11 protein-coding genes are annotated in these 12181 nt (G+C 59.6%); 5 read left to right on the top strand and 6 right to left on the bottom strand.

What is annotated here, in order from left to right; all coding sequences use genetic code 11:
- Positions 1-1170 carry a DUF1624 domain-containing protein gene (locus CKW17_RS14445; RefSeq protein WP_095120349.1) on the bottom strand — a complete coding sequence of 390 codons (1170 nt, stop codon included), beginning with the start codon at positions 1168-1170 and terminating at the stop codon, positions 1-3.
- Positions 1171-1378: 208 nt separating this feature from the next.
- Between CKW17_RS14445 and CKW17_RS14440 the strand changes: the two genes are divergently transcribed.
- Positions 1379-1975 carry a paraquat-inducible protein A gene (locus tag CKW17_RS14440; protein ID WP_077573324.1) on the top strand — a complete coding sequence of 199 codons (597 nt, stop codon included), beginning with the start codon at positions 1379-1381 and terminating at the stop codon, positions 1973-1975.
- Entirely contained in the window at positions 1972-2658 is a 687-nt protein-coding gene (locus CKW17_RS14435) for a paraquat-inducible protein A (protein WP_095120348.1), read from the top strand. Before CKW17_RS14440 ends, CKW17_RS14435 begins: the two co-directional genes overlap by 4 nt.
- On the opposite strand, the gene CKW17_RS14430 is transcribed toward CKW17_RS14435, so the two are convergent.
- Entirely contained in the window at positions 2591-5617 is a 3027-nt protein-coding gene (locus tag CKW17_RS14430; RefSeq protein ID WP_095120347.1) for an FAD-binding and (Fe-S)-binding domain-containing protein, read from the bottom strand. The genes CKW17_RS14435 and CKW17_RS14430 overlap by 68 nt on opposite strands.
- 157 nt (positions 5618-5774) lie before the next feature.
- Between CKW17_RS14430 and CKW17_RS14425 the strand changes: the two genes are divergently transcribed.
- Complete coding sequence (locus CKW17_RS14425; protein ID WP_095120346.1) at positions 5775-6659, top strand: LysR substrate-binding domain-containing protein; 885 nt, start codon at positions 5775-5777, stop codon at positions 6657-6659.
- A gap of 97 nt (positions 6660-6756) precedes the next feature.
- Here the strand turns inward: CKW17_RS14425 and CKW17_RS14420 are convergent, their stop codons facing one another.
- Together CKW17_RS14420 and CKW17_RS14415 are read right to left on the bottom strand one after the other, a co-directional pair.
- Positions 6757-8031, bottom strand: coding sequence for a glucarate dehydratase family protein (locus CKW17_RS14420; RefSeq protein ID WP_095120345.1), 1275 nt, complete (start codon positions 8029-8031; stop codon positions 6757-6759).
- Positions 8032-8061: 30 nt separating this feature from the next.
- Positions 8062-9429 (bottom strand): MFS transporter, encoded by a 1368-nt coding sequence (locus tag CKW17_RS14415; RefSeq protein WP_095120344.1) that lies wholly within the window; start codon positions 9427-9429, stop codon positions 8062-8064.
- A 119-nt stretch (positions 9430-9548) separates the two neighbouring features.
- Between CKW17_RS14415 and CKW17_RS14410 the strand changes: the two genes are divergently transcribed.
- A complete protein-coding gene (locus tag CKW17_RS14410) occupies positions 9549-10448 on the top strand; it encodes a LysR substrate-binding domain-containing protein (protein ID WP_095120343.1) in 900 nt (299 codons plus the stop codon).
- Positions 10449-10574: 126 nt separating this feature from the next.
- Here CKW17_RS14410 and CKW17_RS14405 read toward each other — a convergent pair whose 3' ends face one another.
- Together CKW17_RS14405 and CKW17_RS14400 are read right to left on the bottom strand one after the other, a co-directional pair.
- Positions 10575-11180 (bottom strand): DUF6338 family protein, encoded by a 606-nt coding sequence (locus tag CKW17_RS14405; RefSeq protein WP_095120342.1) that lies wholly within the window; start codon positions 11178-11180, stop codon positions 10575-10577.
- Between the two features lie 200 nt (positions 11181-11380).
- Positions 11381-11716, bottom strand: a complete 336-nt coding sequence (locus CKW17_RS14400; protein ID WP_095120341.1) for a hypothetical protein — start codon at positions 11714-11716, stop codon at positions 11381-11383.
- 184 nt (positions 11717-11900) lie between these two features.
- On the opposite strand from CKW17_RS14400, the gene CKW17_RS14395 reads away from it, so the two are divergent.
- Positions 11901-12140 carry a hypothetical protein gene (locus CKW17_RS14395; RefSeq protein ID WP_065259780.1) on the top strand — a complete coding sequence of 80 codons (240 nt, stop codon included), beginning with the start codon at positions 11901-11903 and terminating at the stop codon, positions 12138-12140.
- The last annotated feature ends 41 nt before the right edge of the window (positions 12141-12181 follow it).

Below are 12181 nucleotides of genomic sequence, written 5' to 3'. Positions count from 1 at the left end.
TTACAGGTACTTCAACCAGGCGATGTCGCGGCGACGGGCCTTCAATGCCGAGAACCAGCGCACGGCCGGGAACAGCGCAATTGACAGAAGCGCTGCCGCCAGCCAGATCGCCGCCACTGACGAGAAGCCGAAATAGCTGCCCTGATTCAGCCCGAACAGGGCCACGCCGATCAGGTACAACACCTTCAACGCGTACAGGTGCAGCAGGTAGAAAAACATCGGCGCCGAACCGAACACGGTCAACCAGCGAATCCAGCGACGATCCTGCAAGCGTTCGAATGCCAGTAGCAGCAACAGCCCGACGCTCACGGTCAGCGCGATAAACAGCAACGACGGCGGGTACTTGGTGATGTTGAAAAAGCTCATCAAGGTTTGCACCGACGTGTCGCCCACGGCCCACGGTTTTTCGCCATAGCCATTGATCAGCCGCAGCCCGACAAAGCCAAGCAGTCCTGCGCTACCCGCGATCAGCAGTTGCCAGTGACGCAAACCCGCTTCAACGCCGCGAGCAAACCACGGCCCCAGCGCATAACCCAGACCAATCACACCGATCCATGGCAACAACGGATAGGAGGTGCGCAGACGCAGAGTGTCGCTGACGTCGATCCAGCCGCGATCATGCAAAATCGCCCACGGCACATGCAGCGCCGACTCCACTGGAAAATGCACGGCGTCGAGCAGGTTGTGTCCGGCGATGATCATCAGGCTCAACGTCAGCAACAGCCAGCGCGGCAGCCAGACCAGCAACGACAAGGCGATCATGCTCAAACCGATCGCCCAGATCACTTGCAGATAAATCACGCTCGGTGGCAGCTGGAAGGTCCACGCGAAGTTCACCAGGGTGAATTCCAGCAGCACCAGAAACAGACCACGCTTGAACAGAAACGCACTGACATCAGACTTGCCCGCGTACTTTTCGCCGAACAACCACGCCGACAATCCGGTCAGCAGCACAAACACCGGCGCACACAGATGCGCCAACGTGCGGCTGAAAAACAGCGCCGGTTCGGTGCTGGCAATGTCCATCGGGTCGCTGACCTGGCGGTGCAGCAAAAAGGTTTCGCGCACGTGGTCGAGCAGCATGAACAGAATGACCAGGCCTCTGAGGGCGTCAATGGACAGCAGCCGGCCAGTGGCCAACGGGGCAGAACGAGGAAGCACAATCGTCATGAGCGTTTCGCAATCGAAGGGTTAACAGCAGGTGCCCAGCAGGAACACCGCTAAAAATTCGCGTTACCTTATAACAACAAACAGTAAAAACCCAAGCTCAATCGATAGTGATTCTCAGAAAACCTCAGCCGCACAAGTTGCCCTATAGCCTCAGGCTTCTATAGTGATCAAGTCCCCTGCCCTTGCGGCTTGCTGTCGAGCGTTGTCCATGGTCAACACCGAACACCTGATCATTTGCGAGCACTGCGATTGTGTGTACGAAAAAGCCGTGCTGGCCAAACACCAGAAAACCTCATGCGTGCGCTGCGGCGGCGTACTCCAGCGCTTCAACGGTTTGACCGTCGAACAGCGTCTGGCCCTGACGTTCACGGCGGCGATGCTGTGGTTGTTTGCGAACTTCTACCCGGTGATGAGCATCAGCCTCAAAGGCCTGAAAAACAGCGCGACGCTGTGGGATTCGGTGCTGGCGCTGAGTCAGGGGCCGATCACGTTCATGGCGATGGTCGCGGCGATTTCGATCATCATTGCCCCGGCGTTTCAACTGGTGCTGCTGATCTGGGTGCTCAGCTTCGCGCTGTCATCGCGACGGGCACCGGGCTTCAAGCTGTGCATGCGCTGGCTGGAAACCCTGCGACCGTGGAGCATGCTTGAGGTGTGTCTGCTGGGAGCGATGGTGGCGGTGTTCAAACTGGCGGGGCTACTCGACGTGTTGCCCGGCATTGGCCTGTTCGCGCTGGCCGTGCTGAGCCTGATGATGATCAGGATTGCCGGCCGCGATATCCGCGACCTCTGGGACATTCTATGAAACGGCCACCGATTGCCAGCGAACTCAATCTGTGCCTGTGCCACAGCTGCGGCCTGGCCTGCGACATGACTGACGAGCCACACGAGTGCCCGCGTTGCGACGCGCCGCTGCACCGGCGCAAGACCAATTCACTGGCGCGCACCTGGGCCTACATGCTCGCGGCGCTGGCGTTTTACGTGCCGGCCAATCTGCTGCCGGTGATGAACACCACCATGCTCGGCAGCGGCGCCGACAGCACGATCATGAGTGGCGTGCTGGAGTTCTGGGAGCACGGCGCGTGGGACATCGCGCTGATCATTTTCATCGCCAGCATCGCCGTGCCGGGAGTCAAGTTCGTCGCCCTGACATTGCTGCTGATGACCGTGCAACGCGACAGCGTCTGGGCGCGCAAGGAGCGTTCGAAGCTGTTCCGCTTCGTCGAGCTGATCGGCTATTGGTCGATGCTCGACGTGCTGGTGGTGGCGCTGGTCGCAGCACTCGTGAAGTTTCAGGCGCTGGGCGATATCGAGCCACGACCGGGCATTCTGTTTTTCGGCCTGGTCGTGGTGTTCACCATGCTCGCAGCGATGAGCTTCGATCCGCGCCTGATCTGGGACAAGGACACGGACGAATCCCTCAGCGACGCTGACCCTCAAGCAGCACCTGCAACGGATGGCGCAGTGCCTGATCCGACTGGCGCTTGACCTGACTGCGGCAGGAATACCCCGTGGCCAACGCTTCGCCCTGCTCTGCCGGCGCGTCTACCTGACGTGCCCACGACTGCTCGTAGATCACCGCTGAGGTTTGGCGATTGCGCGCCTCGTGGCCATAAGTCCCAGACATGCCGCAGCAACCGGTGGCCTGCGTGGCCAGCTTCAAACCCGCACGCTCGAACACTTGCTCCCACTGCCGGGTCGCGGCCGGGGCATTGGTTTTCTCGGTGCAATGGGCGAGCAATCGGAACGACACGGGGTTGTCCTGTTTCGTCTGCTCCGGCATCACCTTGAGCAACCACTCTTGCACCAGCTCCACTTCCGGGCATTGCTCCATGCCCGGCACTTTCAGGTATTCCTGGCGATACACCAGCGTCATGGCCGGATCGAGGCCCAGCAACGGCACGCCCACATCGGCCAATTCACGCAACTGCCGCGCATTGCGCAACGCCACGCGGTTGAACGCCGAGAGGAAGCCCTGCACATGCAACGGCTTGCCGTTGGCACTGAACGGTGCCAGATACACCTGATAGCCGAGGCGCGAAATCAATTCGACCAGATCGGCCAACAGCGGCGCCTCGAAGTAGCGGGTGAACGCGTCCTGCACGATGACCACGCTGCGTTCACGTTGCGCCTCGGTCAGCGCCGACAACGTCGAAACCTTCGCCGGTTGCACCTGCCAACGGCGCATCGCCGCATGGAAATCAAAACGACTGAGCAACGGCACGTCGATCATGCCGCCGACCCGTTCCAGCAAACTGCGAACGAATGAGGCGCCCATCAACCCGTTGTACAGCGCCGGAATCCGCGCCATGTACGGGATGCTGTACTCCAGCGAGGCGATCAGGTAATCCCGCGCCGGGCGCAGATAACGGCTGTGATACAGCTCGAGAAAGCGCGAACGAAACTCCGGGACATTGACCTTCACCGGGCACTGCCCCGCGCAGGACTTGCACGCCAGGCAACCGGCCATGGCGTCATAAACTTCATGGGAGAAGTCTTCGGCCTGCGTACGGCTGTTGCGCCAGCGCTGCCACAACGTGCTGAAAAACGCCGGCTTGCGAATCGCATCGGACAACACGTCGACACCCGCCTCGCCCTGCAAACGCAGCCACTCGCGGATCAACGAGGCGCGGCCCTTGGGCGACTGAGCACGTTCGCGGGTGGCTTTCCACGACGGGCACATCGCGTCGTCGGGATCGAAGTTGTAGCAGGCGCCGTTGCCGTTGCAATGCATGGCCGCGCCGTAGCTTTGCCAGACCTTTTCGTCGATCTGCCGGTCGAGTTCGCCGCGCAGAGTCACTTCGTCGATTTTCAGCAGTGCGGCGCCGGTGTTCGCCGCTGTGGCGATCTTGCCCGGGTTGAACTGGTTGAACGGGTCGAACGCGGCCTTCAAGGCTTGCAGGGCCGGATACAGCTCACCGAAAAACGCCGGCGCGTATTCCGAGCGCAAGCCTTTGCCGTGCTCGCCCCACAGCAGGCCACCGTAACGCTGGGTCAGCGCAGCGACGCCATCGGACACCGGGCGCACCAGCGCCGCTTGTTGCGGGTCTTTCATGTCGAGAATCGGCCGCACGTGCAGCACGCCTGCATCGACGTGACCGAACATGCCGTACTGCAAACCGTGGCTGTCGAGCAAATCGCGCAACTCGGCGATGTACTCGGCCAAGTGCTGCGGCGGCACTGCGGTGTCTTCAACGAACGGCTGCGGCCGCGCTTCACCGGCGACGTTGCCGAGCAGGCCCACCGCACGTTTACGCATGCCGTAGACCTTGTTCACTGCCGCATGACCGATCGCCAGCGTGTGGCCCAAACGCTCAACCGTGCGGTCGCAGCTCAAGTGGTCGACGAACGCTTCGACCCGGCGCTGCAAATCCTCCGGATCGTCACCGCAGAACTCCACCAGATTGATGCCCAACGTCGGGCGCTCGGCGCTTTCCGGGAAATACTCGGCGACGCCGTGCCAGACGATGTCCTGCATCGCCAGCAACAGCACTTTGGAGTCGACGGTTTCGATCGACAATGGCTTAAGTGCCATCAAGGCCCGCGCATCGCGCAGTGCGTCCATGAACCCGGCGTAGCGGATGTTCACCAACATCGTGTGTTTGGGGATCGGTAGTACGTTCAGCCGGGCCTCGACGACAAATCCCAGCGAACCTTCCGCGCCGCACAGCACGCTGTTGAGGTTGAAACGGTTGTCCGCCTCACGCAGATGCGCCAAGTCATAACCGGTCAGGCAACGGTTGAGATCAGGGAAGCGTTGTTTGATCAGCTCACCCTGCTCATCAACGATCTGCCGCGCGCAGCGATAGACTTCACCGACCCGATCTTCGCGGACACACAGTGCTTCAAGTTGTTTTTCCTCAAGGGGCAACCCGTGCAAACGCTCACCGCCGCGCAGGACCATATCGAGCTCAAGCACATGATCACGGGTCTTGCCGTAAGTGCAACTGCCCTGACCACTGGCATCGGTGTTGATCATGCCGCCCACGGTGGCGCGGTTGGATGTCGACAATTCCGGGGCGAAAAACAGCCCAGCGGATTTCAGCGCGGCGTTGAGCTGATCCTTGACCACCCCGGCCTGCACGCGCACCCAGCGTTCCTCTACGTTGATTTCGAGGATGCGGTTCATGTGCCGCGACAGATCGACGACGATGCCGTCGGTCAGTGATTGGCCGTTGGTGCCGGTGCCGCCACCGCGCGGGGTGATCACCACTTGCTGATACGCCGGCTCGGCGATCAACCGCGCTACCCGCGCTACGTCCTCGGCGTCCATCGGGAACACCACTGCTTGCGGCAGCCGCTGATAGATCGAGTTGTCAGTCGCCAGCACCACGCGGCTGACGTAGTCGGCGCTGATCTCACCGCGAAAGCCACTGGCTTTCAGGGCTTGGAGGAACTGCTGGTAATCGCTGGTCAGGGCTTTGGCGGGGGACAGCTTGGCAATCATCGGTCAGGTTATCTCGGTCAAATCGGGCCGCGTGGCGGTGAACAGTTGTACGCAACGAATGATTGCGTCAGGCTCCGCCATCTCATGGTGCCCATGTTCATTGCTGGCGAACGCCGGGACAACCGTAAATTCGACCCGTTATTGATGACTTTTACGAATGAATCCGCGCACGCTCACCCCCTCCATGTCGTTATTGCTGGCCTTCGAGGCCGCCGCGCGCCATGAAAGCTACACCCGCGCCGCCCACGAACTGTCGCTGACCCAGAGTGCGGTCAGCCGTCAGGTGCAGACTCTCGAGAAGATGCTCGGCATGCGCTTGTTCAGCCGCGAAGGCCGGCAAGTGGTGCTGACCGATGTCGGACGCATGTATCAGCGCGAACTCGCCGAAGCGCTTGGGCAGATTCGCAGCGCGACCTTGCAGGCCATGGCGTTCGGCTCGGGCATTCACAGCTTGCGCCTGGCGACGCTGCCGACCTTCGGCTCGAAATGGTTGCTGCCACGGTTGAAGGATTTCTACACCGCACACCCGGGCATGACCGTGCATTTGCATTCGCGGATCGCAGCGATTGACTTCGATACCAGCGAAATTGACGCGGCGATTTGTGTCGGTGGCGGTGACTGGCCGGGATTGACCGCCCTGCCCTTGCACACCGAGGAACTGGTGGTGATTGCCAGTGCGCAACTGTCTGACGCTGAGCGCGACGACGCCGAACAACACATCGCCGGGCAACTGCTGCTCAATGTCAGCAGCAATGCGCAGGCGTGGGCAGAATGGTTCAGCCATCAAGGTCTGCCGCACCGAAGCATGCGTATCGGGCCGAGCTTTGAAATGACTTCGCACTTGATTCAAGCGGTGCGGGCGAATATTGGCGTGGGCTTGGTGCCGCGGATTCTGGTCGAGGATGAGTTGTTGAAGGGTGAACTGCTGCAACTGGGCGAGCCGATTACCAGTCGCCGCAGCTATTACCTGGTGTATCCGCCGCGCAATGAGAATTTGCCGTCGCTGAAAGCGTTTCGGGATTGGCTGGTAGAAACGTTGTAACCGTGAGGACGCCAATCGCGAGCAGGCTCACTCCTACAATTGGAATGCGTTTCCCTGTAGGAGTGAGCCTGCTCGCGATGGCGTCAACTCAGACACCTCAAAATCTCGGTTTAACTGCCTTCCAATCCGGCTTGTACCGCTGCATCTGCCGCACATCATCACGCTGACGAATCCCGCACGTCAGGTACTGATCATGCAGCTTGCCCAACTGATCCTGATCCAGTTCCAGCCCAAGCCCCGGCGCTCGGGTGATCTTCACGCAGCCATCGACAATCGGCAGTTTGCCGCCCTTGATCACTTCTTCATCCGGCTCCTGCCACGGGTAATGCGTATCGCAGGCGTAATCCAGATTCGGCACCGCCGCCGCCACATGCGCCATCGCCATCAGGCTGATGCCCAGGTGCGAATTGGAATGCATCGACACACCAACGCCGAACACATCGCACATCTTTGCCAGCGTCTGCGTGTCGCGCAGGCCGCCCCAGTAATGGTGGTCGGCGAGAACAATCTGCACGCTGTTTTGCGCGATGCTGCGGCGGAATTCGTCGAAATCGGTAACGACCATATTGGTCGCCAGCGGCAGACCAGTGCGTTTGTGCAGTTCGGCCATGCCGTCGAGGCCCGGGGTCGGGTCTTCGTAATATTGCAGATCAGCGCCGAGCAACTCGGCCATGCGAATCGAGGTTTCCAGTGACCAGTTGCCGTTCGGATCGATGCGCAACGGGTAGCCGGGGAAGGCCTTTTTCAACGCCTTGATGCACGCCACTTCATGCTCCGGCGGCAACGTACCGGCCTTGAGCTTGATGCTCTTGAAACCGTACGCCTCGATCATCCGCGCGGCCTGCGCAACGATCTGCTGCTCGCTGAGTGCTTCGCCCCAGTTGTCCGGTTTGTACGGCGAATCGACATGCTGTGCGTACTTGAAGAACAGGTAGGCGCTGAACGGCACTTCATCGCGAATCGCGCCGCCGAGCAGATCCACCAGCGGCACATTCAGGTAATGCGCCTGCAAATCGAGAAATGCCACTTCGAACGCCGAATAGGCATTGCTCACCGCTTTGCTGGCGTGGGAACCGGGCGCCAGTTCGGCACCGGCAAGACTGGCCGGTTTGTTCGCAGCAACGGTGGCCTGCACGATCGCGCGTAACTGGTTGAGGTTGAACGGATCGAGGCCGATCAGCTGCGCCTGCAACTGCTGCTGAATCGCCAGCGCCGGGGCATCGCCATAGCTTTCGCCGAGGCCGATATAGCCGTTGTCGCTTTCGATCTCGATGATCGAGCGCAGGGCGAAGGGTTCGTGGATGCCGCTGGCGTTGAGCAGCGGCGGATCGCGAAAAGCAATCGGGGTCACGGTGACACGGGTGATTTTCAAGATAACGCTCCTGACAGATCAACAATCAATTCAATGGCTCGCGGCCGGGCTGGCCGTCGCAACAACGGCGGTGACCTCATGCGGCTTTGCGAGGTTTTTGCCTTTCGCGCCAGGCGCCGTGCGGGCAAAAAAGATCACCACCGCAGCGATCAGCGACGTCGCCGCCAAGCCATAAAGTCCGCCCTCGATGGAGCCGGTGGTTTCTTCGAGGATGCCGAACGCCGTCGGCGCAACGAAACCGCCGAGGTTGCCGATGGAGTTGATCAGCGCGATCACTGCAGCGGCGATACGCGCATCCAGATAGCTTTGCGGGATCGGCCAGAACAGTGCCGATGCAGCCTTGAAACCGATGGCGGCGAAACAGATGGCGACGAAGGCAAAAATCGGCCCGCCGGTGGTTGACATGAACATGCCGATCGCCGCAATCACCAGCGTCAGCGCGACCCAGGCTTGCTGGAATTTCCACTTGCCGGCCATCGCCGCGAAACCGTACATGGCGACAATCGAAATGATCCACGGGATCGAGTTGAGCAGGCCAACCTGGAAGTCGCCGAGGTTGCCCATCTTCTTGATCATGCTTGGCAGCCAGAACGTCGCGCCGTAAATGGTCAGTGCGATGGAGAAATAGATGAAACAGAACAGCGCAATCTGCCGATCCGCCAATAGCTTGAACATCGACGACTTGGCCACCTGCGACGCCTCACGAGCGCGCTGTTCCTCGGCAATCGCCGCCACCAGCGCTTCGCGTTCCTCTTCGCTCAACCACTTGGCCTGACGCGGATGCGATTGCAGCCAGAACCATACGAATGCGCATAGCACCACCGACGCCGCGCCTTCGATCAGGAACATCCACTGCCAGCCATGCAGGCCCAGACCGCTGATATGCAGCAACGCACCGGACACCGGGCCGGAAATCACCGAGGCAATCGCCGAGCCACTGAGAAACACCGCCATGGTCTTGCCACGCTCGGAGGCCGGCAGCCATTGGGTGAAGTAGTAAATGATCCCCGGAAAGAACCCCGCCTCGGCCGCGCCGAGAATAAAGCGCAACACATAGAAACTGGTTTCACCTCTGACGAACGCCATGGCCATGGCCGCTGCGCCCCAGGTGAACATGATCCGCGTCAGCCAGACCCGCGCGCCATAACGCTGCAGAAGCATGTTGGACGGCACTTCGAACAGTGCGTAGCCCACAAAGAACAAACCGGCGCCGAGGCCATAAGCCGCCGCGCCGATGCCCAGATCGGTTTCCATGTGGCTGCGCACGAAACCGATGTTGACCCGATCGATGTAGTTGACGATGAACATCACCACGAACAGCGGCAGCACGTGGCGCTTGACCTTGGCGGCGGCACGGGCGAGAACCGTGACGTCCAGCGGACTCTGGAGGGTTTTCAAGGGGCGACTCCCGATCTTGTTTTTTTAGGGATGGCGTAAAGCGATGGGCCGATCATGGACGGCGATCATTGATCCCGTCTAATCTAACTTGGCATTCGATTGATACCTGGATTAGATCAATGTTCGAATTGACCCAACTGCGCTGCTTCACCACTGTCGCCACCGAACTCAACTTTCGCCGCGCCGCCGAACGATTGAACATGACCCAGCCGCCGCTGAGCCGACAGATTCAGTTGCTCGAGCATCACCTCGGTGTCGAACTGTTTACTCGCAGTACCCGCAGTGTTGCGTTAACCGCCGCCGGCCGGGCCTTTTTCATCGAAGCACAGAACCTGCTGGAACGCGCGCAACAAGCGGCAGTCACCGCCCGGCGGTTTGCCGAGGGCGATATCGGTTCGGTGAACATCAGTTTTGTCGGCAGCGCGGTGTATGAGTTTCTGCCCAAGGTGATCGCCGAGGCACGACTCAAACAGCCGCAGGTGAAAATCGATCTGGCGGAAATGAACACTTACCAGCAACACGAAGCCCTGCGCGCCCGCCGCATCGATCTGGGCATCGCCCGCGCGCCGTTATTGGAGCCGGGCTACGCCACCGAATGCCTGGTACGCGAGCCGTTTGTATTGGCGGTGCCGAGTGGACATCCATTGGCAACGGCGGCTGAAGTGTCGGTCAGTGACCTGGATAAACAGCCGTTCCTGATGTACTCCCACGCCGCGTATCCGCCGTTCAACGAATTGCTGACCGGCATGCTGCGCTCAGCACGAGTCGCGCCGGATTATGTGCAGTGGCTGGGTTCTTCTCTGACGATTCTGGCCTTGGTCAACGCCGGCATGGGCCTGGCGCTGGTGCCGCGTTGCGCTACCAGTGTGGTGTTCAAGAATGTGGTGTTTCGCGATATCGATCTGGGCGAAGGGGTGCAGAGTGAGCTGCATCTGATCTGGCGGGAGAACAACGACAACCCGGCGTTTGCGATGTTGCTGGAAGCGATTCGCCGGGCGGTGGCTGAGGGTTGGGGCTGAAGAAATACTAGCTCTTGAGCGGTGGTGGAGCACTGGGCGCCTTGGGCTGCGCATTTGCCACTGGCTTGCCATCTTTCGTGTAGCGACGCGCTACCCATTCCGGCATTGGTTGCGGTGCTCTGGCTGTCATAACGAAACCTCCGATTTCGGGCCGAATTCGACCCACTTGACCTTGCCGGAATCTATCAGCAAAAACTCAGCGCCAAAAGGCACCTCTGCCCCTTCGGCATCCAGCCAACAGGGATTCTGCATCACGAACTGGCCACTGCTGGATTCCGGTGGCCACTCCACCGGCCAGCCAAACACGCGCCTTTCGTCGTTCAAATGCAGTGTGACCAGACGATGGTGTTGGGCAAAAATGCTGAACCATTCGCTGGGATAGGAAGTTTGTTTCGTGACATTTCGACTACGTAACCAGCCATGCAATTTGTCATTCGTAGCCAGATAGCAGGAAAGCAACCCGAGCGTCACCGACACAACGAATGCCCATATTGTTTCGGCCTTGGCATCCCAACGTCCGACAGAAAAGCCTTTCGAGCCTACCCACAAACACATTGCCCCAACCCCCAATACCGCTCCCTGAATCACAAACGTAAAAATCAGCGCCTGCACAATCTGCCCGAACGTATCGGGTCGCTTGAATGCCGTCAGCGAGTAAAAAATCCATGCTGACAAAAAACCGGGAATCAGATACTGCAACAGCGGAATAACTTCTTTGACCAGATCATCCATGATCCGAGGCTCCTTGAAAGACCGGCCGACCTGACTATCGACCGCCCCGCAAAAGCCTAGTGCACACGGAGGAAACCCTTCGTGCGCAACTGTCACCGTTCATTTCGCGAATCAGATCCACACCTTTCAGCCTCCAGGCAGCCAAAAAAAAGCAGAAGCCGTCGATGCGGCTTCTGCTTTTTTTGTCTCTGCAGGCGTCGTTACAGGCAATCACGCACCGATTGGCGCAACGAACCGGACTTCGCCCATGGCGGCCCCTGATACAACGAAACCCGGCTTCCGTCCTTGTACTTGACGATGTCGAGGATCTCGTCCGCAGTGATGATGCTCGGCGCCGTGATGCGATAGCCGTTGGAAATCGATGTCTGCGAAGTCTTGGCCACATCCTTCTGCCACAACGGTAATAAACACGCCGCATAGTCCTTGGGCGACTTGGCGCTGGTCTTGCTGATATTCGGCTCACCCGGCACCAACGAGGCCGGCAACGAGCAACCCGCCAACATGGCCAACGCCAGACTCCCGATCCATACCCGCATGGTGTATTCCTGATCTGAAAAAAGTGAATGTAGCGTGTAAGCGGCACTACATCCATCGTGGCAACGCGCCCTTGGCGCAATCTGCACAACTTTTCACAACCGTTCAGCGTGCTGATGAACAGGCTTTGCCCATCGACGAAAAATGCGACTACTCTTTTCTACCGAGAATGTTCTGGAGGTGATCATGCGGCTCAATGAATACGAACACGAACTTCAACGCGATCTGCAAAGCGTTGCATCGGACTTGAGATGGTCGGCGGTCGACCTGAAACGTATCGCGGAACAATTGCGCAAATCCGGCAACGAGGCGGATGCGCAAACCGTGCTGAGATCCTGCGAGGTGCTGCAAAGCGATGAAGAACGGCTGCAACTCTATGCCAGGGAAGTGAAAGCCCGCGCGATCAGCCGGACCAAGGTCCACTGAGACCACCCTCCCCAAAAACAGAAGCCCCGACAATTGCCGGG

The organism is Pseudomonas sp. Irchel s3f10 (assembly GCF_900187515.1).
GTDB lineage: Bacteria > Pseudomonadota > Gammaproteobacteria > Pseudomonadales > Pseudomonadaceae > Aquipseudomonas > Aquipseudomonas tensinigenes.
This window is presented reverse-complemented; position numbering and strand designations above follow the sequence as displayed.

What these genes read in the sequence shown, in the direction of transcription:
- CKW17_RS14445 (WP_095120349.1), bottom strand. Translation starts at nt 1,170, where the DNA reads ATGACGATTGTGCTTCCTCGTTCTGCCCCGTTGGCCACTGGCCGGCTG.
- CKW17_RS14440 (WP_077573324.1), top strand. Translation starts at nt 1,379, where the DNA reads ATGGTCAACACCGAACACCTGATCATTTGCGAGCACTGCGATTGTGTG.
- CKW17_RS14435 (WP_095120348.1), top strand. Translation starts at nt 1,972, where the DNA reads ATGAAACGGCCACCGATTGCCAGCGAACTCAATCTGTGCCTGTGCCAC.
- CKW17_RS14430 (WP_095120347.1), bottom strand. Translation starts at nt 5,617, where the DNA reads ATGATTGCCAAGCTGTCCCCCGCCAAAGCCCTGACCAGCGATTACCAG.
- CKW17_RS14425 (WP_095120346.1), top strand. Translation starts at nt 5,775, where the DNA reads ATGAATCCGCGCACGCTCACCCCCTCCATGTCGTTATTGCTGGCCTTC.
- CKW17_RS14410 (WP_095120343.1), top strand. Translation starts at nt 9,549, where the DNA reads ATGTTCGAATTGACCCAACTGCGCTGCTTCACCACTGTCGCCACCGAA.
- CKW17_RS14405 (WP_095120342.1), bottom strand. Translation starts at nt 11,180, where the DNA reads ATGGATGATCTGGTCAAAGAAGTTATTCCGCTGTTGCAGTATCTGATT.
- CKW17_RS14400 (WP_095120341.1), bottom strand. Translation starts at nt 11,716, where the DNA reads ATGCGGGTATGGATCGGGAGTCTGGCGTTGGCCATGTTGGCGGGTTGC.
- CKW17_RS14395 (WP_065259780.1), top strand. Translation starts at nt 11,901, where the DNA reads ATGCGGCTCAATGAATACGAACACGAACTTCAACGCGATCTGCAAAGC.